Source organism: Chitinophaga tropicalis, from assembly GCF_009758205.1.
Classification (GTDB): domain Bacteria; phylum Bacteroidota; class Bacteroidia; order Chitinophagales; family Chitinophagaceae; genus Chitinophaga; species Chitinophaga tropicalis.
Genome location: NZ_WRXN01000011.1, coordinates 110,771 through 136,048, shown reverse-complemented (window position 1 = coordinate 136,048; position 25,278 = coordinate 110,771). Strand labels below are relative to the sequence as shown.

The window sequence follows — 25,278 nt, the reverse complement described above, 5'->3', positions numbered from 1 at the left end:
TTATTTGCCTAATAATACGTCCATAGTCCGTAATAATTGCTGAGCATCATCCTGTTTCTCAAGGTCCAGCACCACAATGTGCCCGGATTTATCTTCTACTACCAGCATTTTTGGAGGGTATCTGCGGAATTTTTTCAGCCTTGCTGACTCTCTTGATGCACTTAACAGTGTGAGAGCCAATGAAGACAATGATGCAAAAATTGCAATAATCTCCAATACAATCGTAAATGTAGCAGACATCATGAGCGGGTTACAATTTGTGTTTTTAATAGCATAGCTATCAAATTTACGCCTTTTTTCCCATTCGACGCTTATACTTTCTTTAATATATACCAGCCTGAGTATTTAAGAATATTTGTTATGTGAAACCATTTCAGCTGGAAACCTTAAAAAAAATGCCTGTTTTGTAAGTAGTTTTTTTTCTTTTCCTGTCCTTAAGAGGAACATGTTCTTTTAAAAGACTATACCAACATGAAAAGGGGACATTTGCCGCGTTTATCTTTAGTATATTTAGCGGTTCCATTCCACGAACAGCGCAAGTGTAGCATGTGTGCCGTATGAGTAGCAGTGAAAATATCAGGTCCTGGCAGCAGCAGATTGCATATGAAAGTGATGAAAAAGCCTTTGCAGAGCTATTTCGTCACTTCTATGACCGTCTGTTGCATTTTTGTCTACAATATGTATACTCTCATGAAGCTGCTGAAGAGATCGTTTCAGATGTTTTTGTAAAGATCTGGAACCGGCGGGCAGAGCTGGAGAAAATAGCAAACCTGGAGGTTTATCTTTTCGTGGCGGTAAAAAACCATTCACTCAATTACCTGGAGCAATATTCTGTTTTACGGATCGCTCCTTTGAATGATGATTCCAGCATATCCCAGCTTACCACCTCTATAGATCCGGAGAGGACTATGGAATGGAAAGAGATCCTCTTTAAAATGGACCAGGAAGTAAACCGTTTGCCGGACCAATGCCGCCGGGTATTTAAGCTTATCAAAGAGGAGGGATTTAAATATAAGGATGTTGCCGAAATACTCAATATCTCTCCCCGTACTGTAGAAACACAGCTTTTCCGCGCTATGAAGCGTCTCAATGAAGTAATAGGCCCATACATTACTTCCAGGCTGAGACCTAAGAAGGATTGACTTCTGCTCTGAAAATTATTTTTAGATCCTGTAAGTAGTTTGTAAATATCTCCTGTCCTTATTTATGTACAGACGTATCATGATGAACGAAGAATTATTTACCACGTTAGCGGCCAGGAAGCTGGCAGGAGAAGCCACAATAGAAGAACTGGCAACATTGGAAAAGATGTTGCAGGAAGATGCTGTATTAAGAGAACAGTTCCATATCCTTCAGCAATACTTTACGGAATCAGCTTATCATTCCTCTGCAGATACTGAACAAGCGCTGCAAAGAACATTGTCAAGAATAGAAAGACCTGTTAAAAAACTCTTTCCCTGGAAATGGATGGCGGCAGCAGTGGCCGCTGTTACTATTACAGTAGCAGTAACGCTGATATACAGGCAACCGGCAAAACAGAACGGGCCAATAACTGCCCTGGCAGATACTACAGAATGGCTTCACCGTGAGAATGGCAAAGCTACCCGCGCCAGCATTGAGCTGACAGACGGTAGTAAGATCTGGCTTAACTCCCAGAGTAAACTAACCTATCCTGAAGTGTTTGATGGGGAATCCCGCAGTGTATATCTTGAAGGAGAGGCTTTCTTTGACGTTGCCGCAAATCCGCAGAAACCTTTTATTGTCCATCTTTCCACAGGTATGGTATATGTACTTGGTACATCTTTTAATGTACGTGCCTATGAAAATGAACCTGTGCAGACTTCCGTGAAGACGGGTAAGGTAGCATTTATCTCAGGAAGAAAAGATGATCCGGATACTGTCTTTATCACCCCGGATGAGAAAGTTACCTATCGCCCAACTGTGCAGAATATTGTTAAAGAGGCTACTGTAGCGGCAGAAGATATTGCGTGGACGGAAGGCCGGCTGGTGTTCAGGGACAGAACACTGGAAGATATTTCCTCAGAACTGGAAAGGACCTTTGGCAAGAAGGTGCTTTTTATGTCCGATGTACCACGTTATTACAGGCTCACAGGTTCTTTCAGGGATAATAACCTGCAGGATATCATGTACTACCTGGCAAGATCCAAAAACTTCCATTATACAATTACTGACAGTACTGTTTTAATCAGCGAATAAAAATCATAGTTCACGTTTTACTTCTCATCAATCAATTAACAACCGCGTTATGAAAGAAAGAATGCTACCCATGCTATCTTATGGTTCTTTCCGCCCGTTGTTCCTGCCGCTTTTTGTCTGCATGACCTTATTAAGCATGTTTGACCTGAAAGCACAGGTGGCATTTGCCGCCGGTGCAAACCACTACAGCGATGGACAACAGGTAAAAGAAAACGATAAGCCTCTTGAAAACCGTATCAGCCTGCAGGTCAATGATGAAAACCTTGCCCAGGTGCTGGAAAAGATCGAACAGCAAACAACTTATGTGTTTGTATATTCAAATGATGAGATCCGTTCTGCACAGAAAATATCCCTCTCCGTTAAGGATAAACAACTGACGGAAGTGCTGGACCAGATGCTATCTCCATTGAATATACGTTTTGAGATGATCAGTAATAAGATCATCCTGAAAAATAACCTGGCCAGGCAACAGGAAGATATCACTATCAATGGCCGTGTTGTAGATAATAAAGGAGAAGGTATACCTGGTGTAAACGTCCGTTTGCAGGGCACCAACATAGGGACCTCTACAAATGATAACGGTTTTTTTACGTTAAAGATCCCGGCTGGGCAAGCCAATGGTACCTTGGCCTGCTCTTCCGTTGGCTTCATTCCGTCGGAGGTAGGGATCGCCGGCCGTAATAATATTACCGTAATGCTTACTGCCGACTCTAAGGACCTGGGAGAGGTAGTGGTTACAGCTTACGGCACACAGAAAAAGACACAGGTAACAGCCGCCATCAATACCATCTCCACGAAAGATATTCAGAGCAGGCCTGTTACCAACATGTTCCAGGCATTGCAGGGAACAGCGCCTAACCTGATTCTGCAACAGAACACTGCAGAACCGGGATCAGCCATGACCCTCAACATCCGTGGTGTGGGCAGTCTTACCGGCAATGCTCCGCTTATTATCATTGATGGCGTACAGGCTGGCCGCGACGGTTTACAGAACCTGAACCCATATGATGTGGAAACCATCTCCGTACTGAAAGATGCAGCTTCCTCCGCTATCTATGGCTCGCAGGCTGCCAATGGTGTGATCTATATCACTACGAAAAGAGGCAGTAAAGATGAAAAGCCCTCTGTACAATATAATGGCATGTATGGCTGGCAAATGCCAACCACATTACCCCGTAATGTGGAAGGATGGGAATACATGACCCTGAAGAATGAAGCGCTGGTGAACTCCGGTAAAACACCGCAATTCACACCGGAAGAGATCAGCTACTGGCATCAGCGCGGTTCTGAGCCGGCTTACCTGAGAGAGATGATACGCCGTATCACTCCTCAGCAAAACCATAGCCTGAGCCTGACAGGGGGTGGTAAAAGCAGCAGCTATCTCGTTTCCCTCGGTTATGTGAACCAGGGCAACATGCTGGAAAACTCTTATGTAAACCAGGATTTCTACTACAAGCGTTACAATACCCGCGCTAATCTTTCTGTAGATGTGAGCAAGTATGTAAAGGTAAATGCCAACCTGGCCTATTCGAAGGCCTATACCCGCAAACAGGCGCCAGACATTGGTTTCCTGATAAGGGACGCGGTACGTACACCACGCATCTATGCTATTAAGGATTCCCTGGGTAACTATGTGGTACCGGCGTTGAACAGCAATAACGTATTTGCCCAGCTGGAATACGGTGGATATAATATGAAAGAAGTGGATAACCTGCTGGGGGGACTGGATATTACCATCACCCCGGTAAATCACTTTAAACTGAATTTTAACGCTTCCGGCAATTACTTCATCACCAATGAGAAAACCCGGGTAAACAAATACACTTACGCACCTTATTATACCACTGCCAATCCGCCGGTTTACAATCAGCAGTCCATCACTGAATATAAAGATGTAACCACAAATGTATACGGTACGGCAGAATATGAGAATACTTTCGGAAAGCATTATGTGAAAGCACAGGTCGGAGCGCGCAGTGATGCCATAACAGAATATAACGCTATCCGTGCCAGCAGGTATAACACGACCAACCTGGATGGAGACTGGGCCATTGGTGGTGGCTATATTCCAAAGCCTGACGGTAGCTTCGATTATGCCAACATCGGCACCTATAATGATATTACCAATCCTAACCTTTATGCACTGAACTCCCTCTTTGGCAGGGTGAACTACGCATACAATGATAAGTACCTGGCAGAATTTACCTGGCGTTATGATGGCTCTTCCAAACTGGCCCCTGGTCACCGCTGGCAGTTCTTCCCGGCTTTTTCATTAGGATGGCGTGTTACAGACGAAGCCTTCCTGCAGGACTTCAGGGATAAATACGGTAATGTGAAACTGCGCTATTCATGGGGACAGGTGGGTAACTCCAACATCGGAGGGTATAACTACCTGGCAAGGGTGACGCTGGACCCTTCCAAATATCCTTTTAATAATGCACCTAATACGGGAGCCAATTTCTCTGCTTACAATGAAACCCTGGAGTGGGAAATATCTACCATGAGCAACTATGGTATTGATGTAGATCTTTTTAATAGCAAGATCACTGCGTCGTTTGATTACTTCAACAAGAACACATCCGGTATTTACCTTTACCAGGTAGTGCCTGGTACAGCTGGTATAGGTTCCTCTCTGCAGAACGTAGGTAAGGTACAGAACCAGGGATGGGAACTTTCTGTTTCCTATCATGCTAAAACAGGTGAAGTGAGCCATACCATTTCCGGTAATCTCTCAGACAACCTGAACAAAGTGGTGAAATTTGGTCAGCCGTCAATACAGGGCGCTGACTTCACATTCATAGTGAAGGAAGGGTTTCCTATAGCGTCGTACTATGGTTACAAGTCTAACGGTCTTTACCAGAACCTGGACGATATCAAGAATGCGCCTAAGGTACCTTTTGCTTATAACCAGCAGGTAGTACCGGGAGATATCAAATATATTGACCGTAATGGTGATGGCGTGATAGATGCTGACGACCGCTACGTTTTCGGTAATCCTTTCCCCCGCTATACCTTCGGTTTCTCTTATGCTGCCACCTGGAGGAACTTTGATTTCTCCATGTTCTGGCAGGGAGTTGGAAAAAGATCACAATTCCTTCGCGGGGATATTGTAGAAGCATTCCACAACAATGAAGATCATGCAATGGAGCAGCACCTGGACCGCTGGACGCCCACCAACCCGGATGCCAGCTATCCACGTCTTACCATTGGCAGCGCCAACGCCAATAACTTCGCCTATTCAGACTACTGGATGTATGATACCAAATACCTGCGCCTGAAAAACCTGCAGATAGGTTATTCATTGCCTAAACGGGTTACAGACATGCTGAAGATACAGGGTGCACGTATCTACTTCACCAGCCAGAACCTGCTCACTTTAACGCCCGGACGTTTCAGGGAAGTAGGCGTTGATCCGGAGTTTACTCAGTATGATGATAAGCTGAGCTTCTCCAATTACAACGCTATTGCAGGACGTAACTATCCGAATGCGGCCACTTTCTCATTTGGCCTGGACCTGAAATTCTGATAATGGTTATTAAAGTTCATTGTATGAAGAAATTATTAGTATCAATACTTTGCGCTGCCACGCTGTTTTCCTGCCGTAAGCTGGACCAACCCATCACGCGCGATTATAATGAAGGCGCCTACTGGCGCAACGAAGAGGACCTGCAGGCCGCTCTTACCAGTTGTTACGAGAACATGTCTAACGATGGCTATTTCTTTGGAGATGAAGCCCTAAGCGATAATGCTTATGTGAACGGAGATGGTTTTGACCAGGTAACAAGAATATCCAGTGGGGCCTATGACCCTTCCAACAACCGGGTACAGGGAGAATGGGGCTATCGTTTTACCTGTATCCGCAAGTGCAACACTGTAGTGTTGAATGCGGATAAGGTTCCTGGAATAGATTCCGTACGCAAGCACCGTATCCTGGCAGAAGCCCGCTTCATCCGTGCATACTCTTATTTTCAGCTTGTAAACTGGTATGGGGACGTACCTTTCTATACCAACCTGATCACTATAGATGAGGCCAAGACCATAAGCCGTACGGATAAGGTTTCCATCCTCAACTTCATTCAGCAGGAGCTGACCGCTATACGTGCAGACCTGCCGGTAAACAACTATAGTGGCGCCGCTAACGGCTATGCTGAAAAGGATAAGGGCCGCATTACCCGTGGTGCTGCCATTGCGCTCAGTGCCCGGGTGCATATGTTCAAAAGCGAATGGCAGGCAGCTATAGACGACTGTGAACTGCTGATAAACAAAAGCGATAATGGTTCCTATGGTCTGCAAAGCAGCTATAGTAACATCTTCACTGTTGCCAATGAATACAACAATGAAGTGATCCTCGATTTCCAGTATGGCGGAGGCCGGACCTTTTCCACACAACGTACTTTCCTCCCGCAAACGGTAGCACTGCTCAGAAGTACGCTGGTACCCACCCAGGACCTGGTAGACGACTACATCATGCTGAACGGGAAAGGCATCTCAGAGCCAGGTTCCGGTTATGATGAGAACAACCCTTACCAGAACAGGGATCCCCGTTTTGAAGCTACTATCCTGCATGATGGCTCTACTATCACTGACTTTGAAGGTAAGGTACAGACCATACTCACCAAACCGGGTTCTGTTCCCGCCACCAACAGTGTAGAGGACCAGGGGGCTTCTCCTACCGGTTACTATTTCTATAAATATTATGACCGTACCGCCACTAACTATAACTCAGGCCTGAACCTCATAGCCCTGCGTTATGCAGATGTGCTGCTCATGTATGCAGAAGCGAAGAATGAGCTGACCCAGCTGGACGCCGGGGTATGGGATATGACAATACGTGCGCTGCGTGCCCGTGCTAAGTTTACGGATGAAGCAGCCCTGGGTTTCCCTGGAAGTTCCCAGGAAACGCTGCGCACCATTATACGCCGGGAAAGAAGAGCAGAACTGGCTTTTGAAGGCATCCGCGCTTTTGATATACGCCGCTGGAAGATTGCAGACCAGGTGATGAACAAACCGGTAAGAGGTATTAAAGTAACTTCCGGAGGCTTCAACACAGATCCGAACGGGTACATCATTGCAGAAAACAGGCAGTTCACCAATCCCAAGCACTACCTGTGGCCTGTACCTACATTTGAGCGCGACCAGAACACCAACCTCGGACAAAACCAGGATTGGTAATAATTCCACTACTAATACCACAAACTGACAGATATGAAAACATACTTTGCCAATATACTCTTCGCATTACCGGTAATTTCTGGGCTTCTGTTCGCCGGTTGTAAAAAAGACAATGAGCTGAACACCAACCTGAAAGCAGTAAGCCGGCTCACCGCTCCGGTAGATGATAAGTACATCAAATTACAGCCGGCTACCAGTGCTTCTGTAAGTTTTGAGTGGGACCAGGCCCGTGCAGAAGATGGTTCCCTGGTGCTGTACGAAGTGGTGTTCGATAAAGCCGATGGCGATTTTTCCAACCCACTGGCTACCATAGCTTCAGATGGGGGCGGTGTTCAGAATAAACTGACCCTCTCTCACAAGGACCTGAACAGTATTGCAGGTAAAGCGGGCATTGCTGCGTTGGCTACCGGCAAGCTGAAATGGACTGTCAACGCATCCAAAGGGTATAATATACTGCGCGCTGAGGAATCAAGGACTATAGAAGTAGAACGCCCTAATGGTTTTGCAGAGATACCGGTGGATGTTTACCTGACGGGGGAAGCTACAGAAAGTGGTACTGACCTGTCTAAGGCAATTAAGATGAAATCTACCACTGCCGGCGTATTTGAAATATATACTTCCCTGAAGGCCGGTACCTACCGGTTCACAGACAGGAACGCCGGTACACCCACTGCTTATTCTATAGATGGTTCTGTATTGAAAGAAGGAGGGGAAAGCACCCAGTCCGGCAGCACCAAAGTATATCGCCTGCGTCTTGATTTTAATAACGTGGTAGCAACGGTGACTGAGATCACCAATATAGGGCTTTGGTTTGCTCCTGAGAACAAAGTGATCTACAACCTGGCTTACGCGGGTAACAGCACCTGGCAGTTCCAGAACCAGGTGATCTCTTTTCACCAGGAATCATGGGGACGTGATGAACGTTATAAATTCCGTGTAGATGTTGCAGGAGCAGATGGTACTCCAGGTACTGAATGGTTTGGCAGCTCCAATGCAGATAATAATCGCCCTACAGCTACTACACCTTTATCTTTCTGGGAACTGAAACCTGTAATCAACAATGATCAGTATAACTATTGCTATAAGTTCAGTGCAGATGTAGATAACAAAGCCTGTGATGTGAAAGTGTATTTCTCTCCGGACAAGAACTATACACATGAAGTGATTGTGCGTTAGTTCACACCTATTCAGAACCATCAATCAAATGATTATGCGCAGAACTTTTTTATTATTCTCTATAGCAGCCGCTTTGACCACTTCCTTCTCTGCCTGTCTGAAAGAACCGGTGGATGACGGACCTGGCCCTGGTGCAGGAAAAACAACATATACTTACAACTGGCCAGCCATTGCCGATTCATCTTATTCATCGCTGATAAGCGGTTTTTATAACCAGGGAGGAAAGTATTTTAACGAGAACAACACCGGTAAGCAGGATTTTCACTACTGGCGTAATGCTCATGCGCTGGATGTACTGACGGACGCTTACCTGCGTACGGGAGCTGCTGCCGTCAAAACCCGTATGGATGATCTGCTGGAAGGCATGAAGGCAAAAAACGGGAATACATATATCAACCATTATTACGATGATATGGAGTGGATGGTACTGGCCTGCCTGAGAGCTTATGAAGCAACCAGTGACGATAAATACAAAGCCACTGCGGAACTGATCTGGAGTGATATTAAAGGTGGCTGGGACGATACCTGGGGAGGCGGTATTTACTGGAACAAGGACCGCCGTAATAAGAACACACCTGCCAATGCGCCTGCGGCCATTATTGCGGCACGTATGTACCAGCTGAACAGGAATGCGGAAGATCTTGAATGGGCAAAGAAGATCTATCAGTGGCAGAAGAATTACCTTGTAGACCCTGTTTCCGGCCTGGTATGGGATGGACTGGATGATACCGGCACCAATAAAGACTGGAAGTTCACTTACAACCAGGGTGTTTTTATAGGAGCAGGTGTGGAATTGTACAAGATCACGGGACAACAGGTATACCTGTCTGACGCTGTGAAAGCTGCTAATAATTCTCTTGGCGGAGACTTTACCAGCGGCAACATCTTTAAAGATGAAGGGGGAGGAGACGGAGGCCTGTTTAAAGGCATCCTGGTACGTTACCTGATGCTGCTTATTACAGATGGTAATCTGAGCAGTACTGATGCTGCAAAGTATATCAACTCTCTTGAGCTGAACGCACAGACCATGTGGCTGCAGGGAACTTCCCGCCCACAGATCATTTTCAGCAGCAGCTGGACAAAGGTCGGTACCAGTACGGACCTCTCCATACAACTTAGCGGAGCCATGCTTATAGAAGCAGCTGCAAAATTGAAAAGACTGGAACTAATAGATTAGTTTAGTCAATATAAACATGCCATAAGCCATCAAAGGTTTATGGCATGTATAAAATAATCCACTATGATACTCAGGTCTCTCTTTCTGCTGGTAACATTTACCAGTGCGCATGCTCAATTGCCGTCAAATGCTGAGCGGGCGGAAACATTGCTCAGGGCGGTAAATACCCATCTTTACAACCCGGAAACCAGGTTGTACCTTGAAACCAGTAACAGGAAAAAAAATGAGAACCCACATACCTATTTATGGGGGATGTGCGGGTTGGTACAGGCTACCAATGAACTGGAGTCTGTACAGAAAGGCCGCTCCTATATGCAGCCGGTGATCAATGCTATCAATGAATATTATGACACTAAGCCTCCTGCACCCGGATATGATTCTTATGTAGTCAGGGAAAAGGGAGGGGACCGGTTTTATGATGATAATCAATGGATAGCTATCGCTTACTTTGATGCATATACGCGTACAAAGCAGGCTGTCTTCCTGACCAGGGCCAAAGAGATATATGCTTTCATGATGACCGGTTTTGATGAGGTGAGCGGTGGCGGGCTGTACTGGAAGGAGGGGGATAAAACAACCAAGAACACCTGTTCCAATGGTCCGGGTATACTGGTAGCCATACAAATGTATGAGGCGACCAGGAAGAAGGCCTATCTTGATACGGCGCTTTTACTGTACCGGTGGACCAACAGGATGTTACAGGCACCTTCCGGCCTGTATTGGGATGCAATTAAACCTATGCAGGGCAATAAGGTGGATTCTGCTCTTTATACATACAATACCGGTACTATGCTGGAATCCAATGTAAAACTCTACACGATCACCCATGATAAGCATTACCTGGAGGAAGCCCAGCGGCTGGCTGCTGCCAGCCTGACCCATTTTTTCAGGAATGGCCGTTTCCCGGCTTCTTACTGGTTCAATGCTGTATTGCTGAGAGGGTATGAAGCCCTGTACAAAATAGATGGTAACAGAAAGTATATCAACGCAATGCAGCAGGATGCCGATCTTGTATGGGAAAAAGAGCGCGACGCCAACAACCTGGTAGGACGCCGTGCAGACAAAGACCTGCTGGGACAGGCCGGTATGATGGAAATTTATGCCCGGTTGGCGAGGATAAAATAAGTATCTTCGTTATACTATGAAATAGATATCATATCTGAAAAGGTTACCTCAACCAGGTAACCTTTTCAATTTCCGGAATATCGTTACTTATGTATATTGTCTATGTCCTTTTTTCCCGTAGTCATGAGAAGATCTACACAGGCCATACCACCAATTTGCTGAAGAGATTTTATTTTCATAACGTAAACGGGCGCCAGCAGGGTACATTATTGTACCGTCCCTGGGAAGTGATCTATCTCGAAACCTTTGAAACCAGGGCGGAAGCTATGAAACTGGAATGGTTCCTTAAATCCGGGAAAGGACGTGCCTGGATATGGGGGAGTATAAAAAAGGAATACTATGAAAAAGGTTATATCGGCAACTGTTTCCCCGGATAGTCTTATTTCCGGCCTCTTGATATTAACCAGATGATCAGTATTACAACAAGTGCTACGCCGATAATGCCGGTCCATACGCCAGCTTTAAAAATTCCTCCTACTATTTCGCAGCTGCTTAAAAAGATGATGGCAAAGCCCAACAGGGCCAGTTGTAAGTTTCTCATACCGTTTTTACAATGGATACATCATACTTTATGCCAATACCTATTGCCTGGTATGCCTGAATTCCAGTGCCAGTGTCAACATGTGGGCGGCGAGATGGTCAGAGCGCTTATAATAGGAATACCGTAATCCTGCCTCCCGGAAAGAATAATGCCTGAGCACGGGCTGGAACAAAGCATAGCGGACACTGATCCCTGCTTTATAACTGTTAAAAGCACTGAGGTCATAATCTGACGTATAAAACGCAGCATTGACATCATGTTCTTTATATGGCCGGAAATACTTTGCAGCCGTTTGTGTATAAAATCGCAGAAGGGGAGAAACAGTTAGCTGGGGATTGATCTTCACAGGTGTTTCCAGCTGGAAAGTATGTCCGTTAATGCCAAAATTGTCGTGGTAAAAGCGGTAATAGGACCGGAGTATAACATTATTTCCTACAAACATATTGAACTGCAGACCAAGTGGAAACTTCCATCGTTCACGGGGAAGATTTTCTACTCTCAGGGTATGTCCATCATTAAAATAAACACGGTGAAAAGGAGTAGAAAGTAATCCTTTCTGATAAACGGCCTCCGGGAATATGGCAAATTGTATACGTTTGTTCACTACCTGGAACAAGGCAAGATTAAGATTGTAGGATTGCCGCCGGTAAATATCGAACCAGGCGGTATCTCTGAGCTCTTCAGGATATACCAGGTCATGCGGACTGTAATAATCCGGGTCCAGCCTTCCCCAGCGGAGATCATCAAAATAACATTGCAATGAGGCTGATATCTGCCTGGACTGGTCGGCATTTTCATGTATAACAGAAACGCCTATAGGGAGGGAAAGATAGTCAGACTCCATGGAGAAGCCGGTGTTAATACCTGCTCTTATATGTGGTTTCTGCAGTTGTCTGCTATAGCCTGCGTTGATGTGGAATCTTCTGTCGTGCCGGGAGGCAGAAGAGATCACGGAGTTGATATTGTCTGTAGATGCTGAGGTGATGAAGTCTATACCTGCGGCAATATCTATGGTGTTTATTGAATCCCTGCGATGGGAAACAGATATATCTGTTGTAAATACCTGTAGCGCTTCTGTGCCAATACCACCCGTTACAGCAGAATGATCGCCATCCTGGGTGTAGTAGGAGTTAAGGATCTGTATGTCTGTCCGGGAAAGACGTTGTTTCTTATATGCCGTGCTGTCGTTCCCTTTTTGCGCGGACGCTGCAAAATAAGCAGCCAGTAATCCTGCAGCAATAAATAATCTTTTCATGCCAGGTCAGTTACACCCACATCCGCCGCTGCCTTTACCACTACCGCCGCCACTGCTTCCTTCACGGTACGAATGTGCGTTGTCTTCAGATTTATCTAAACTTGTTTTTCCCAGTTGCATTCCTTCATCATTCAGGTAAACCCGCTGATAGGGTTTTACGGCAACACATCCTGTCATTGTTGCTGCAACGATGATAAAGATGACAATGCTCCTGTTAGTCCACTTTTGCATTGATATGTATGTTAGCCGATTGGAAGATGTTGTTTTTATCGTCCACTACAATACAGTGTGCATCCGGCAGCTGATTGATAAAGTGGATGCCTGCCTGTACACCCATTACGGTAACGGCAGTAGCCAGGGCATCAGACAGTTCAGCACTGCGGCTTATGACTGTTACGCTTTTAATAAAAGGGACAGGCCATCCGGTACGTGGATCTATGTTATGGGAGTACCTGATGCCATCCCGTTCCACATATTGTTCATAGTTGCCGGAGGTTGCTACGGAGGCATTCTTTACAGGCAGCCAGAATAACATACGGCTGGTATCATCAGGGTGAGCAATGCCAACTATCCAGGGAGAACCGTCAGGTTGTGTGCCCCAGGCGGTCAGGTCTCCGCTGGCATTTATCACGCCGCTTTTGGCTCCGCCTGCTATCCACAGGGCTTTCACCCTGTCTGCTGCATAGCCTTTACCTACAGCGCCAAAGCCTATCTGCATGCCTGGTTGTTCCAGCCGGATATGGTTATTATCCTGTAAAAGGATATGCCGGTATCCGGTATTCTTTAGTGCAGTATCTACTGCTTCCTGGTCAGGCCATGCAAGATGATCATATTTGAAATTGAATAGTTGTTTCAGCGTACCTGACGATATATCAAACGCTCCCTGGCTCATATTGCTGATATGCTGGCAACGTTTTACCAGCTCATATACTTCTGCCGGAACTTCTACAGGGAGGTTTCCTGCCCGGGCATTCAGTTTTGACGTGACTGACTGCTCATTAAAAACGCTCAGCATTGCTTCTATCCGCTGTATCTCGGAAACGCCCTGTTCCAGCCGTTCCGTGATCTCAGCGTCATTGTCCCCTGTGGCTATCAGTTCAAAATCTGATCCCATCAGCCGGGTTTGCAACTTCCTGCTTTCCATAGACACACTATTGTAGTAATTGTTTGAGTGTATTGATAAACCCGTCTGGTGTTTGTTGCCGGGTAGGGACGTATGCCCTCAGTTTTTTCTCAGGGCTTAACAGCACTACCTGGGGGAAGGCGCCCTTCGGATTGAAAATTGCTGCCAGTGAATCATACTGGTTACGCAGAGCAGCTTCGATCTTTTTACGTTGAGGAAAATCAGCTTCCAGTAATACCAGGTGATCGCCGGCAAAACGCAAAAAGCTGCTGTCGGATAATATCTTTTTATTGAATTGTATACAGGGAATACACCAGTCGGAACCGGAAAATACCAGCATTACGTCTTTGCCGGTGGCCTGCGCCATCTCAAATGCCTTATCGGGATAATGCATCATTTGTGCCTGTGCGGTCCTGGAAGACATGGCACATATAATCAGTAACAGAATAACACTACGCATGGCTATCAGCACAAATGTAACGATAATATCTATATGTTGCCGGGCCCGCCGCTTCCCTGAAGTATATCGGGTTAGTCTGCCGCAGGCGGTTTCCACCCCATAGTGTCCATTTTGATCTGTACCTGCTGTGGTCCCGGGTGAGCAATATTGATACCTGCTTCCTGCAATAAAGCATATATCTCTGTAAGGACAGTACTTTTCATTGTTCCTGCCTGACCAAGGTCACTGATCCAGAACATTGCCTGTATATCAATGGCCCAGTCCCGGAAGTTCTGTAACAGCACTACTGGCTCGGGAGATTGCAACACGCCTTCATGACTTTGCAGCAGTTGCCGGATAAGGCTCAGTGCTTTCTGCGGGTCGGAGCCATAGGCAATACCGAGCACCAGGTCTACACGCCTGCTCCTGCTGCTGAGCGTCCAGTTCACCAATTGCTGTGCTATCAGTTCTCCGTTGGGTACTATCACTTCAGACCCGTCTCCGGCCGATATCTTACTGGACCGTATCCCGATCTCCTTCACCACTCCTGTTCTGTTGCCCAGTTCAATTACATCGCCTACTTCTATGGGTTTTTCAAATGCCAGTATTACGCCGGATACCAGGTTGTTCACAATATTCTGTAAACCGAAGCCTATACCTACACCTAAGGCACCCACTACGATGGCTATTTTGTCCAGCGGGATGCCTGAGGCGGCAAATGCCAGCAAAGTACCTGCTCCCAGGATGGCCAGCCGGATGAGCAGCATCATGGACCCTGGTCCCTTACGGGATTGGGTTGATTGTCCGGCAAATCCCAGCAGGTAGGAAATGATCTGGGTAATGATGGTAGATATCCAGATGATTAGCAGGAAGATAATAATGCCACTGAAGGAGAATGCAAATGTGCCGATCTTACGTTCTGCCACCAGGAAGTTGCTGATGGCTTCATAAATGCCGTCATACAGGTAAAGGTTCCTTGCCATCAGCGTAAGCCAGCCGGCGGTACCAAAGATGTACAGGATGGTTTTTAACCGTTTCTTGATCTGCTGGTAATCTATCATTGAAACGATGGTGGTGGAATCTTTATGTGCTTCTACCTGCAGGTAAACTGCTTCCATCAGTATTTCCACAACCAACACTATACAGAGCGCCATGGTAATATTTACCACACTGGTCGCCCCTATGATCCTGGCTGCCGTGACCCTGGCATCTGTTACCAGTACCAGTGATAATCCGCTCATAAAAATGAGCAGCCACACGGCATGCCGTGCATACCTGGGCAGGGGAAGCGTACTGCCCCGTAACGTGCGTAACAGGTAGCTGCCTGCTGCAATGGAGAGAATGCTGCTTATGAAGAGCACCCATTGTTCTGTAAATGTTGCCTGGATGAGTAAGTTGTTGATACAGTATAATATGAGCAATGCCACAAGTACCAGCCAGCGTTTCAGCAGGCTTTTAGGTACATTCTGTGCAATCATCCAGGTCAGGGCAAGGACGGCAATTATCCAGGTGATCTCGGAGTAAAGGATAGGGTACTGGATGGATAGGATAGAGGATACTGTGGTAACCAGCAGTAATGTGCTGGCTATGCGGTAACGGTACAGGTAACGGGAATGGAGCAGGATGGATTCTGCTTCTGTGGCTTCGTGGTTATTGCGGATCCTGTTTACATTATAGCTTACCCACCATGCAAATGCGATAGCGCCCAGCAGCCAGAGTATAAATAAAGGGCGTCTTACAGCAAAGAAGATGTTAAGTACTTTGATGTTTTTTTTGACGGACCTTTCCAGTACCTGGTTGAAGCGCGGGCCTTTTTTGTCTGGCAGCGGCGGTTCCCACAGGTAACTGAAGTCTTTATTGAACATCCGGGTACTGAAGCTGGTTATCTGGAAATCCATGTCTTCCAGCAGGTTGGTCACATCTATATAACGCCTGGCCACTTTATTCTGCAATAGTCCCAGGCGTAACAGGTTATTCCTGTTGGCGCTGTCTACCTGCCGCCATTTTGAGATCAGGGTAGCCATCTGTCCTACGTATATATCCCTCAGTTCATCTTCTGCGGGTATGTTGCGCATGGCGGTATCTTTCCTGAGCAGTTGCAGGGTATCACTGATATTCACCAGTTTATCGTGGAATCTGAAAAGGGTGTTCTGCCAGTTATCCAGCCGCCATTCCATCTGTACCAATAATACCCGGTTAGTATACAGGTCATGCACGTTGGGAGTACTGCCCAACGCTGCAACATCCCGTTTCACTACATTCATGGAAGAATCGATAAGCGGCAGGTTCTCGCTGATATCTGCTGTATCCAGTCCCCGGCGCAGGGTGCTCATCACCTGGTTGAGCATGAGTGTATAAGTTTCCAGGTGAGTAATTATCAGCGCAACGGAGGTATCGGAAAGTTTGAGGATGGACTTACCGCTGGCTGTGTCTTTTACCTGTTTGGAGATAAGCTTGCTCAGCGTGGCGCTGTCAATAGGTTTGGGTGATGGGTTAGTTGTCTGTGCATTGAGATTTACACAGATCAGCAAACAGCCAATGAAGGCCAGTATCTTTTGGGGGATATGGTTCATGGGTGAATGGTTTTATCTTTAATAGCCTCCGGCCGGCGGTAATATGGTTTTCTGCCGGCCAGAGGCTCAAAAATCCTTCAAACTATCTTTCCCACTTAAACTTCTCTTCTGCGGGTTTCAGCCTACGTCCATCGGGTATAACTTCGTCAGTATATCCCAGGTAGAAAAAGCCGAGGATCCTGTCTTCTTCTTTCAGGGAGAAGTATTCCTTCATAGCCGGGTGAAAAGTCATGCCGCCTGATCCCCAGTAACCAGCCAATCCCATTTCTGTAGCTCCCAGCCAGAGATTCTGAGTAGCGCAGGCTACGGCTGCTACTTCTTCTATTTCCGGTACGCCAGGCTTGGTACCTCTTTTCATGCAGATGGCTATTACATGAGAGGCCAGATCGCCCTGCTGCTGTAGCTTGTCATAAGTTGCCTGTGCAAACTTTTCTGCCGGAGTATTAGTTTTATACAGCTCTGCATGATCATTACAGAAGCGTTTAACACCGTTGCCGCTGAATACCACAAAGTACCAGGGTTCGGTATAACCATGTGTAGGAGCCCAGTCAGCCAGTTGCAGCAGTTCCTGCACCTGTTCATCCGGGACCTTTTTTCCGTTCATGCTCGCAGGCTTGATATTGCGGCGTTGTTCAATAATCTTCTTCAGATTTCCTTTTTCCATGCGTGTGTTTATTATTTTAACTTTTCTTTCCACTCTTCCGGCAGCCTGGCCACCTTCCGTGCGTTATAATCAAAATATATCATTCCCGATTTCGCTTCTGCTATTATAATGTTATTGCCATCGCGAACGGTGGTGATACGGTAATAAATATCAAAGCCAAAAGAAGTGATATCACCGGCGCCTACTGCTATATCAAAAACATCGCCATGAAATCCTTCTCCCTTATATATAACGGCCACATCGGCCATGATCACTCCTACATTGAGCTCTTTATCCAGCTCTTTATACCCCAGGGATGCCAGAAAACGGAACCTTGCCTCATGCATAAGAGAAAGGATAGCATCATTCCCGACATGTGAGCCATAGTTGATGTATGAAATAGTAACGGGTATCTGTGTGTTAAAGCCCAGCTGTTCCGGAATATCTATTTTTACTCTTGCCATCTTATCCTTTAGTTATCTGTTACTTAATTTCTTTCAGGAAGGCTACCAGTTTATGGAAGGCCTTTGCCCGGTGGCTATACTGGTTCTTTGTTTCCAGTTCCATTTCTGCAAATGTCTGTGTTGCGCCGTCGGGAATGAAAATAGGATCATAGCCAAATCCCTTGCTGCCTCTGCGTTCATGAAGGATAGTGCCTGGGCAGATACCTTCAAAAAGGAATTCCTCATTATCCATGATCAGGGAGATCACTGTTCTGAAATTGGCGCGGCGGTCTTCTTTTCCTTCCATTTCCTTCAGGACTTTGGCAATATTATCATCCGCAGATTTCTGCTCGCCTGCATAGCGGGCTGACAATACGCCCGGGGCGCCGTTCAAAGCAGGTATTTCCAGTCCGGTATCCTCAGAAAAACAATCCTTACCGGTTATGGTATAAATGGTGTCGGATTTTTCTGTGGCGTTGGCTTCCAGTGTATTGTGAGGTTCTGGTATGTCAATATCTATTCCTGCTTCCTGCAGGGTTTCAATAGAAAAACTGTTGCCCAGCACTGACCTGATCTCTCTTATTTTGTTTTCATTGTTGGTGGCAAATACGAGCTTCATTAAATAAAATTGGTGATTAATAGTTATAGGTGGATAATAGATTTAAATACCGAGAAGTTGCTTAAGCCCCATCCAGAGTTTGCCTTTCAGCATTTTGTCCTGCGCTATGAGCTGTAACGGATCAGAACAGATCAGCTGACAACCGTTCACCTGCAGCAGCTGATAATCGGCAATGGCTTCCAGGCCAAGTCTGGCAGGAGGGATGCCAAACAGGACAGCCTGTTTTACAGGAATAGCCTGTAACCATGTGGTAAATGGTATTGCGGGATGCTGGGCTATATTTACAAGCGCAATATCCTGCATACCCAGTTTACATGCATTCAATATATTGGTAAGCAGATTAAATAATTCCTCGTTTAAGTATGCTTCACTATCATTTTGTATGAACAGTACAATGTTTTTTTGATTTTCGCCTAAATATTTCACTTTAGGAGGCGCTTCTGCAGGTATTGCGTCGGGCTCCTTTTTCCCCGGAATGATAGGCTGGGTATATATCTTAGCTAAGATATACGGGTCCAGTTGCACTTTATCAAAGGACATGTATATATAGATTTAATTGAATGTAAAGGCTCCCCTTGGGGAAAAAATCAGTTTATTTGCATCTGATAGTGAGCAAATGTAAGAGTATTCAATTTTAGATTCAGGATTTCCGACTTTAGAATTTAACGGGAAACAGGACCATAAATTGAAATCGTAATTACCGTCAGACATCAAAACAATAAATAATAGGTCCTTATGATGGCAGTAGACAATCCAACAACAAGTCCAATACTGGAGGAAGCAGTAAAGAAGATCAAGGTGACCCGTACGCAGAAAAGCAGGATCAGCGAGATTGACTTTAATAACCTTGTATTCGGTAAGAAGTATGCCGACCATATGCTGGTGGCTGATTTTGATGGAAAAGAATGGAAGAACGCAGAGATACTGCCGTTCGGCAACCTTTCCGTAAGCCCTTCCAATGCTGCATGGCATTACGGACAGGCTATTTTTGAGGGGATCAAAGCCTATAAAGACCAGCAGGGAGAGCCTATGATCTTCCGCCCTTATGATAACTACGCCCGTTTTAATACATCTGCCGAAAGAATGGGGATGCCTTCGGTGCCGGAATGGTTGTTTATTGGTGGCATGGATATGCTGATAGACCTTGACCGTGACTGGGTGCCTACAAATGAAGGCAGCTCGCTCTATCTCCGTCCTTTTATGATTGCTGCGGATGAGTTCATAGGGGTACGTCCATCTGATACATATAAATTCGTTATTATAAATTCACCTTCCGGTCCTTATTTTAATAAGCCTATCCGTTTGCTGGTACAGGATAAATATATCCGTGCTTTTCCTGGTGGTGTGGGGTATGCAAAGGCGGCGGGTAACTATGGGGGGGCTATGTATCCTACCATGCAGGCCCGCAAGCAGGGGTATGATCAGATCCTCTGGGTGGACGGTATGGAATTTAAATACCTGCAGGAATGCGGCACCATGAACGTTTTTGCTATTATAGGCAATAAAGCGCTGACACCGGACCTGACCCAGGGTACTATACTGGCCGGGGTGACCCGTACCAGCGTAATGGACATCCTGACAGATATGGGGCTGACCGTAGAAGAAAGGCCTGTATCTATAGAAGAGATCGTCACTGCTTCAAAGAATGGTACTCTGCGGGAAGTATTTGGTACCGGCACTGCCTCCAGCGTTGCTTATGTAGAGCAGCTGGACTATAAAGACCATAAGATCACCCTGGACCCTTCAAAATATGAAGTAGGGGATGAGTTGCTGCAGCGCCTGGATGCTATCCGTACCGGTAAGGCTGCGGATACCAGGAACTGGAACTATAAAGTATCGAAACATTCTAAATAAGTCTTAGTTGTGTTGAATCAGAGGGCCATTTGCTTTATTGCAGGTGGCCCTCTTTATTTTATCTTTGTCCCATGACATTTTCTGAATTCACTAATTCTCTCAATCAATCCGCGCCTCCCGCCGGTCTGACATCCTACCTCCAGTCTTTATGGTGGGAAGGTAAGGGTAACTGGCAGCGGGCTCATGATATTGTAGAGCACCTTGACGACGATACTGCTGCCTGGGTACATGCCTACCTGCATCGTAAGGAGGGAGACAGGAGCAATGCCCGTTACTGGTATTCCCGGGCGGGCCGGAGCATGCCTCAAACCTCCCTGGAAGAAGAATGGAAGGATATTGTAACCTATTTGTCCGGGAATTGAGGTCGACTTTCAAAAAAATGTTCAAAACATTTTGTTATTAACATAGATAAGGCTACCTTTGCCCTCCCAAATTCCCATTCTGGGTGATTTGGATGTCATTGTAAACCGACAGAAAAAAAATCTAGGTAGAATGCCTACTATACAACAATTAGTAAGAAAAGGAAGAGAAATTATCCGGGCTAAATCCAAGTCCAGGGCTTTAGATAGCTGTCCTCAGCGTCGTGGTGTTTGTACCCGTGTGTACACAACCACTCCTAAAAAGCCAAACTCTGCGCTGCGCAAGGTTGCAAAGGTGCGTTTGACAAATAAAGTAGAGGTGATCGCTTACATCCCTGGTGAAGGACACAACCTGCAGGAGCACTCCATCGTGCTGATCCGTGGTGGTAGGGTAAAAGATCTGCCAGGTGTACGTTACCACATTGTTCGTGGTTCCCTGGATACTGCTGGTGTGAAAGACAGAAAGCAGAGCCGTTCCAAGTATGGTACCAAAAAGGAAAAGGCTAAGAAATAATACATTATAAATAGTTACAATTTTTCTATAAATGAGAAAGCAAGCTGCAAAGAAGATGCCTTTGGCTCCGGATCCGCGCTTTAACGACAAGCTGGTTACAAGGTTTGTTAACAACGTGATGGAACAGGGTAAAAAGAGCATTGCCTTTAGAATATTTTATGATGCGATCGACAGAGTGGGCCAGATAACCGGCGATAACGGTTACGAGGTTTGGAAAAAAGCGCTGGCGAACGTAACTCCTGCTGTAGAAGTTAGAAGCCGTCGTATTGGTGGTGCTACCTTCCAGATCCCTGCTGAGGTTCGTCCTGACAGGAAGATCTCCCTGTGCATGAAATGGCTGATCCGTTACGCTGGTGAAAGAAATGGTAAGAGCATGGCTGAGAAACTGGCTAACGAAATCGTTGCTGCAAGCAAAGGTGAAGGTGCTGCTTTCAAAAAGAAAGAAGACACTCACCGTATGGCTGAAGCAAACAAAGCATTCTCCCACTTCAGGATCTAAATCTACTGCCGCTTAAGGTAGATGGTTTATAAAGATATAAGGGAAACATCCTCTGGATATACAGGGGATGTTTCCCTTTTTATATCTGCTAAAGCCCCCCGTTCCCTGATATCCCGTGGCGCTAAAGTGCTACCGCAATACATGCACTAAACATGCTTAAGACATGCCTGAAATATGCTTGAAAGATACTTGAAACGGGGAGTATCTGTGGAGCAAAGTAGCTTAAAAGAAAAAGGCAACATCCCTAACCGGAGATGTTGCCTTTTTGCTTGCCTGTAAAAGCGGAGCTGTTGTATTCTATCTTACGTTTACCAGTACTTTTATAACTGCTGTACCATTCCCGTCAAATGTTTCCAGGGCTTTACCTATTATCTGACCGGCCTTTACCTTATCAGGGTCGGCCTTCATAGCATGTCCGGGCTTACTGGAGGTCACCAGCAGGTCGCCCCTTTTAATAACCCCATTTTCGCCACATACCTTTGTAGGTATTACCCCGATCACTCCCATAGGTACTTTATCAGCCAGGTCGCTTTCGATATCCTCTTCTGTCAGCAATACTCCTGGTTTGGTTGCGTATACACCTGCTACCAGGGTGGAATATGGTTTAGAGGAAAGCTCTACGGTCCGGTCGGCGTCTTCTGCGATTACCAGTACATCGCCGGGAGAATAGGCCTTTACAGATCCGTTTACATCAAAGGCTTCTGCCACGTCTGCACCACTGTTTTGTGTGCCGCCATTGAAGAAACCTCTGCCTGCCTTATTAATACGGGCCACATTAACACTGTTACTCTGGAATACCGCGATACTACCTGAAGGGCCCTGGTGGTTGATCAGCTGTGTGCTGCCTGTACCTGTGGTTGTGATATGTACTACCGGCTGGGAATTGGAATTATTGAAATTGGCAAAGCGGCCGGCTTTACCTGTGCCAAAGTTGGGTATAAAACCGGAAACAGCGTTACCGGACCCGTCGCAGCTGGCTTCTATACCGTCTCCAGTGCCGCCGGCGTTGGTGGTGATACCATTACCGGTACCTTCAGACAGTGCAATAACAGCAGGGCCGTTGCCGGCAGGGTTGGAGGAATAGAACAGCCCTGCATACCCGCCGGTTCCGGAAGACAGCCCGTAAATGCCGGCTGTGCCGAAGTTGGCGAACTGAGAATTCACTTCTCCTTTGACTGCAGGTGAAGTAGCAGTAATCTTGTCTACTTTGAAGTTGCCGGCTGTGCCATTACCTATAGTAGTGACAGTGATCACATCACTTGTATTGGACTCATTGAAAATGTTGAATCTGCCTGCTCTTCCGGTGGCAAAGGAGGGAACCCAGGCATATAGCGCATTGCCGGCGCCGTCGATATTGGCTTCAACGGCATTGCCGTCTTTACTGGCATTGGCAGTGATGGCATTGCCGTTACCGTCAGTGATAGCAACCAATGCCGGTCCGTTACCCGAAGTATTGGAAGAGTGGAACAGGCCTGCAAAGCCACCTGTACCGGATGATATACCAAAAATGCCGGCAGCGCCGAAGTTGCCGAAAATGGTTTTTACCTCGCTTCGTACACCGGCGGCCACGCTGTTGGTATTATCTACCAGGAAGGATGCGGCATTTCCCTGTGTGTTATCAGGAATGTTACCGTTGCCGTTAGTTTCTACTTCCAGGGTATTGCCAGTAGTATTTGTCTGGTTGAAGTTCTCAAAACGGCCGGCACGGCCAGTGCTGTTGTTAAGGCCTACCTGTCCGTAAACACCGATGCCGGTACCGGAGGTATTGGTGGCAATAAAGCCTCTTACTCCATATCCGCCACCATCGTTGCGGCCTACTACGGAACCGGCAATGTCAGAGGTAGTGCGGCCTACTACTGCTTCTCCGCCACCGTTGTTATCGCCTACTACGCCGGCCGAGGTTTGAGCGCTGGTAATCCCATGAATGCCAAAGCCTGCAGCAGTAGAGCTTCGTACGCCTGCACCTGAGCCTGAGGTGGTAACATTTACCACAGTTCCGTTACCTACTGAGTTAGCGACCACTACATTATTGTTGTTTGCATTATTATAAATGGAAAAATTGGCAGGGATGCCGTTATTGGAAGTAGCATTGAGACCTGTACCGGTATTACTGTTGGCATATACGCCATATCCGTTTGCCGAAGCGTTGCCATATACACCAAGTCCGTTGGGAGTAACGCCGTATACACCCCATCCGGAACCGGCCTGGGAGCCATAGACACCTACGCCTAATCCACCGGTACCGTTGTTGATACCTCTCACACCTGCAGAGAATCCACCGGGAGAAGCAGAGCTTACAATACCTCTGACTGCGCTGATATTTGAGGTAGCTGTATTATTGACACCTTCGAGGCTGCTGCCATCTCCGTCGTTCGTGAGGGAGAAGAGGGTAGAGGCGTTGTTTTCCACGGCGGAATATGGAAGGGTGAACCCTCCACCTGCAGCGGAAGGCGCCCAGCTGGCGCCGTCATATCTTAAGATCTGTCCAGCAAGAGGGGCGGTATTAGAGACAGGAGTGTTCCGCAGGCGTACAACATCAGGGTTGGGATAGGTACCACCCAGGTCGCCACCGGCAGCTACGCCGTTGATGTCACCAGCTGGTCCTGCTGGTCCCACTGGTCCGGCCGGTCCTGCTGGTCCCGCTGGACCGACAGCACCCGCTGGTCCTACGGGGCCTATTGGACCTACTGGTCCGGGAGCGCCTGCAGCACCTGCGGGCCCCGCCGGACCGACAGCGCCCGCTGGTCCTACGGGGCCTATGGGTCCTGCTGGTCCGGGAGCGCCAGCAGCACCTGCGGGCCCCGCTGGACCGACAGCACCCGCTGGTCCTACGGGGCCTATTGGACCTACTGGTCCGGGAGCGCCTGCAGCACCTGCGGGCCCGGCTGGACCGACAGCACCGGCTGGTCCTATGGGGCCTATTGGTCCTACAGGTCCGGGAGCGCCAGCAGCACCTGCGGGTCCGGCTGGACCGACAGCACCGGCTGGTCCTATGGGGCCTATTGGTCCTACAGGTCCGGGAGCACCAGCAGCACCTGCGGGTCCGGCTGGACCGACTGGTCCTACTGCGCCGGCAGGGCCTTGTGGTCCCTGGGCTCCTGCGGGTCCTGCGGGTCCTGCGGGGCCTGCTGGTCCGGCTGGGCCGGGATTACCTCCTGCAGCGAACATAGCATAAGGGACACTCATCAGCTGACTGGTGCCCAGCACAGTATATCCGTTTCCCGGATTGACCTCTACTTTCAGATATTGGTTACCGTTGTTCCAGGGAACGCCGGCATAAGTACCGTTTGTTGCATTTCCCCTGCCTATCTGTAAGGTGAAAAGGCCCAATTGGTTAGTAGTGACTTCATGGGTTTCTTCATATTGTACCGGCCCATTGGCTGAACCTCCCAAAATAGAAATGCGGACGGTCAGATTGGCATTGGGAAGTACTGTACCATTGGCATTACGCACCACTGCCTGGTAGTTGGTGCCGGAGAACCCGTCCTGGGCCAGGGCGCCTGCATACAGGGTGAGTAATAGTATAAGACTCATATATAGCTTCTTCAT

General features: G+C 47.2%; 24 protein-coding genes. 12 read left to right on the top strand and 12 right to left on the bottom strand.

Features of this window, described 5'->3' with window-relative positions:
- Positions 1–243 carry a hypothetical protein gene (locus GO493_RS22335; protein ID WP_157308447.1) on the bottom strand — a complete coding sequence of 81 codons (243 nt, stop codon included), beginning with the start codon at positions 241–243 and terminating at the stop codon, positions 1–3.
- Between the two features lie 314 nt (positions 244–557).
- Between GO493_RS22335 and GO493_RS22330 the strand changes: the two genes are divergently transcribed.
- The 8 genes from GO493_RS22330 to GO493_RS22295 all read left to right on the top strand — a co-directional run bounded on the left by GO493_RS22330 (position 558) and on the right by GO493_RS22295 (position 11,244).
- Positions 558–1,142: an RNA polymerase sigma-70 factor gene (locus GO493_RS22330; RefSeq protein ID WP_157308446.1), complete on the top strand. Its 585-nt coding sequence runs from the start codon at positions 558–560 to the stop codon at positions 1,140–1,142.
- Positions 1,143–1,206: 64 nt separating this feature from the next.
- Positions 1,207–2,217, top strand: coding sequence for a FecR family protein (locus tag GO493_RS22325; protein ID WP_157308445.1), 1,011 nt, complete (start codon positions 1,207–1,209; stop codon positions 2,215–2,217).
- A 49-nt stretch (positions 2,218–2,266) separates the two neighbouring features.
- The gene (locus GO493_RS22320; protein ID WP_157308444.1) at positions 2,267–5,743 is read left to right on the top strand and encodes a TonB-dependent receptor; all 3,477 of its coding nucleotides are present in this window, start codon (positions 2,267–2,269) and stop codon (positions 5,741–5,743) included.
- Between the two features lie 23 nt (positions 5,744–5,766).
- Complete coding sequence (locus tag GO493_RS22315) at positions 5,767–7,389, top strand: RagB/SusD family nutrient uptake outer membrane protein (RefSeq protein WP_198315797.1); 1,623 nt, start codon at positions 5,767–5,769, stop codon at positions 7,387–7,389.
- 33 nt (positions 7,390–7,422) lie between these two features.
- Complete coding sequence (locus GO493_RS22310) at positions 7,423–8,565, top strand: SusE domain-containing protein (RefSeq protein ID WP_157308442.1); 1,143 nt, start codon at positions 7,423–7,425, stop codon at positions 8,563–8,565.
- A gap of 34 nt (positions 8,566–8,599) precedes the next feature.
- The gene (locus GO493_RS22305; RefSeq protein ID WP_157308441.1) at positions 8,600–9,742 is read left to right on the top strand and encodes a glycoside hydrolase family 76 protein; all 1,143 of its coding nucleotides are present in this window, start codon (positions 8,600–8,602) and stop codon (positions 9,740–9,742) included.
- Between the two features lie 63 nt (positions 9,743–9,805).
- Positions 9,806–10,867 carry a glycoside hydrolase family 76 protein gene (locus GO493_RS22300; protein ID WP_157308440.1) on the top strand — a complete coding sequence of 354 codons (1,062 nt, stop codon included), beginning with the start codon at positions 9,806–9,808 and terminating at the stop codon, positions 10,865–10,867.
- Between the two features lie 89 nt (positions 10,868–10,956).
- Positions 10,957–11,244 carry a GIY-YIG nuclease family protein gene (locus GO493_RS22295; protein WP_157308439.1) on the top strand — a complete coding sequence of 96 codons (288 nt, stop codon included), beginning with the start codon at positions 10,957–10,959 and terminating at the stop codon, positions 11,242–11,244.
- Positions 11,245–11,246: 2 nt separating this feature from the next.
- On the opposite strand, the gene GO493_RS22290 is transcribed toward GO493_RS22295, so the two are convergent.
- The 10 genes from GO493_RS22290 to GO493_RS22245 all read right to left on the bottom strand — a co-directional run bounded on the left by GO493_RS22290 (position 11,247) and on the right by GO493_RS22245 (position 19,043).
- Positions 11,247–11,408, bottom strand: a complete 162-nt coding sequence (locus GO493_RS22290) for a phosphatidate cytidylyltransferase (RefSeq protein WP_157308438.1) — start codon at positions 11,406–11,408, stop codon at positions 11,247–11,249.
- 40 nt (positions 11,409–11,448) lie between these two features.
- A complete protein-coding gene (locus tag GO493_RS22285; RefSeq protein WP_157308437.1) occupies positions 11,449–12,663 on the bottom strand; it encodes a DUF3570 domain-containing protein in 1,215 nt (404 codons plus the stop codon).
- 6 nt (positions 12,664–12,669) lie between these two features.
- Positions 12,670–12,894, bottom strand: coding sequence for a DUF4266 domain-containing protein (locus tag GO493_RS22280; protein WP_157308436.1), 225 nt, complete (start codon positions 12,892–12,894; stop codon positions 12,670–12,672).
- On the bottom strand, positions 12,878–13,807 hold the full coding sequence (locus GO493_RS22275) for an FAD:protein FMN transferase (RefSeq protein ID WP_157308435.1): 930 nt from the start codon (positions 13,805–13,807) through the stop codon (positions 12,878–12,880). Before GO493_RS22275 ends, GO493_RS22280 begins: the two co-directional genes overlap by 17 nt.
- Before the next feature lie 7 nt (positions 13,808–13,814).
- Complete coding sequence (locus GO493_RS31150; RefSeq protein WP_157308434.1) at positions 13,815–14,342, bottom strand: thioredoxin family protein; 528 nt, start codon at positions 14,340–14,342, stop codon at positions 13,815–13,817.
- Positions 14,318–16,798: a mechanosensitive ion channel family protein gene (locus tag GO493_RS22265; protein WP_157308433.1), complete on the bottom strand. Its 2,481-nt coding sequence runs from the start codon at positions 16,796–16,798 to the stop codon at positions 14,318–14,320. Before GO493_RS22265 ends, GO493_RS31150 begins: the two co-directional genes overlap by 25 nt.
- Before the next feature lie 82 nt (positions 16,799–16,880).
- The gene (locus GO493_RS22260) at positions 16,881–17,462 is read right to left on the bottom strand and encodes a nitroreductase family protein (RefSeq protein ID WP_157308432.1); all 582 of its coding nucleotides are present in this window, start codon (positions 17,460–17,462) and stop codon (positions 16,881–16,883) included.
- Between the two features lie 11 nt (positions 17,463–17,473).
- Positions 17,474–17,905, bottom strand: coding sequence for a thioesterase family protein (locus GO493_RS22255; RefSeq protein ID WP_157308431.1), 432 nt, complete (start codon positions 17,903–17,905; stop codon positions 17,474–17,476).
- Between the two features lie 19 nt (positions 17,906–17,924).
- Positions 17,925–18,503, bottom strand: a complete 579-nt coding sequence (gene rdgB, locus GO493_RS22250; protein ID WP_157308430.1) for an RdgB/HAM1 family non-canonical purine NTP pyrophosphatase — start codon at positions 18,501–18,503, stop codon at positions 17,925–17,927.
- 42 nt (positions 18,504–18,545) lie between these two features.
- Positions 18,546–19,043: a hypothetical protein gene (locus tag GO493_RS22245; protein WP_157308429.1), complete on the bottom strand. Its 498-nt coding sequence runs from the start codon at positions 19,041–19,043 to the stop codon at positions 18,546–18,548.
- 195 nt (positions 19,044–19,238) lie between these two features.
- Between GO493_RS22245 and GO493_RS22240 the strand changes: the two genes are divergently transcribed.
- From GO493_RS22240 to rpsG, 4 genes are all read left to right on the top strand, one after another.
- On the top strand, positions 19,239–20,357 hold the full coding sequence (locus GO493_RS22240) for a branched-chain amino acid aminotransferase (RefSeq protein WP_232538955.1): 1,119 nt from the start codon (positions 19,239–19,241) through the stop codon (positions 20,355–20,357).
- Between the two features lie 71 nt (positions 20,358–20,428).
- Entirely contained in the window at positions 20,429–20,719 is a 291-nt protein-coding gene (locus GO493_RS22235; protein WP_157308428.1) for a hypothetical protein, read from the top strand.
- A gap of 130 nt (positions 20,720–20,849) precedes the next feature.
- On the top strand, positions 20,850–21,230 hold the full coding sequence (gene rpsL / locus GO493_RS22230; RefSeq protein ID WP_012789278.1) for a 30S ribosomal protein S12: 381 nt from the start codon (positions 20,850–20,852) through the stop codon (positions 21,228–21,230).
- 31 nt (positions 21,231–21,261) lie between these two features.
- The gene (rpsG, locus tag GO493_RS22225) at positions 21,262–21,729 is read left to right on the top strand and encodes a 30S ribosomal protein S7 (RefSeq protein WP_157308427.1); all 468 of its coding nucleotides are present in this window, start codon (positions 21,262–21,264) and stop codon (positions 21,727–21,729) included.
- 297 nt (positions 21,730–22,026) lie between these two features.
- Here rpsG and GO493_RS22220 read toward each other — a convergent pair whose 3' ends face one another.
- Positions 22,027–25,278: a beta strand repeat-containing protein gene (locus GO493_RS22220; RefSeq protein ID WP_198315796.1), complete on the bottom strand. Its 3,252-nt coding sequence runs from the start codon at positions 25,276–25,278 to the stop codon at positions 22,027–22,029.

Bases quoted from the DNA above. Each gene is read 5' to 3' on its own strand.
- GO493_RS22335 (WP_157308447.1), bottom strand. From the start codon at position 243: ATGATGTCTGCTACATTTACGATTGTATTGGAGATTATTGCAATTTTT.
- GO493_RS22330 (WP_157308446.1), top strand. From the start codon at position 558: ATGAGTAGCAGTGAAAATATCAGGTCCTGGCAGCAGCAGATTGCATAT.
- GO493_RS22325 (WP_157308445.1), top strand. From the start codon at position 1,207: ATGTACAGACGTATCATGATGAACGAAGAATTATTTACCACGTTAGCG.
- GO493_RS22320 (WP_157308444.1), top strand. From the start codon at position 2,267: ATGAAAGAAAGAATGCTACCCATGCTATCTTATGGTTCTTTCCGCCCG.
- GO493_RS22315 (WP_198315797.1), top strand. From the start codon at position 5,767: ATGAAGAAATTATTAGTATCAATACTTTGCGCTGCCACGCTGTTTTCC.
- GO493_RS22310 (WP_157308442.1), top strand. From the start codon at position 7,423: ATGAAAACATACTTTGCCAATATACTCTTCGCATTACCGGTAATTTCT.
- GO493_RS22305 (WP_157308441.1), top strand. From the start codon at position 8,600: ATGCGCAGAACTTTTTTATTATTCTCTATAGCAGCCGCTTTGACCACT.
- GO493_RS22300 (WP_157308440.1), top strand. From the start codon at position 9,806: ATGATACTCAGGTCTCTCTTTCTGCTGGTAACATTTACCAGTGCGCAT.
- GO493_RS22295 (WP_157308439.1), top strand. From the start codon at position 10,957: ATGTATATTGTCTATGTCCTTTTTTCCCGTAGTCATGAGAAGATCTAC.
- GO493_RS22290 (WP_157308438.1), bottom strand. From the start codon at position 11,408: ATGAGAAACTTACAACTGGCCCTGTTGGGCTTTGCCATCATCTTTTTA.
- GO493_RS22285 (WP_157308437.1), bottom strand. From the start codon at position 12,663: ATGAAAAGATTATTTATTGCTGCAGGATTACTGGCTGCTTATTTTGCA.
- GO493_RS22280 (WP_157308436.1), bottom strand. From the start codon at position 12,894: ATGCAAAAGTGGACTAACAGGAGCATTGTCATCTTTATCATCGTTGCA.
- GO493_RS22275 (WP_157308435.1), bottom strand. From the start codon at position 13,807: ATGGAAAGCAGGAAGTTGCAAACCCGGCTGATGGGATCAGATTTTGAA.
- GO493_RS22265 (WP_157308433.1), bottom strand. From the start codon at position 16,798: ATGAACCATATCCCCCAAAAGATACTGGCCTTCATTGGCTGTTTGCTG.
- GO493_RS22260 (WP_157308432.1), bottom strand. From the start codon at position 17,462: ATGGAAAAAGGAAATCTGAAGAAGATTATTGAACAACGCCGCAATATC.
- GO493_RS22255 (WP_157308431.1), bottom strand. From the start codon at position 17,905: ATGGCAAGAGTAAAAATAGATATTCCGGAACAGCTGGGCTTTAACACA.
- rdgB (WP_157308430.1), bottom strand. From the start codon at position 18,503: ATGAAGCTCGTATTTGCCACCAACAATGAAAACAAAATAAGAGAGATC.
- GO493_RS22245 (WP_157308429.1), bottom strand. From the start codon at position 19,043: ATGTCCTTTGATAAAGTGCAACTGGACCCGTATATCTTAGCTAAGATA.
- GO493_RS22240 (WP_232538955.1), top strand. From the start codon at position 19,239: ATGATGGCAGTAGACAATCCAACAACAAGTCCAATACTGGAGGAAGCA.
- GO493_RS22235 (WP_157308428.1), top strand. From the start codon at position 20,429: ATGACATTTTCTGAATTCACTAATTCTCTCAATCAATCCGCGCCTCCC.
- rpsL (WP_012789278.1), top strand. From the start codon at position 20,850: ATGCCTACTATACAACAATTAGTAAGAAAAGGAAGAGAAATTATCCGG.
- rpsG (WP_157308427.1), top strand. From the start codon at position 21,262: ATGAGAAAGCAAGCTGCAAAGAAGATGCCTTTGGCTCCGGATCCGCGC.
- GO493_RS22220 (WP_198315796.1), bottom strand. From the start codon at position 25,278: ATGAAGAAGCTATATATGAGTCTTATACTATTACTCACCCTGTATGCA.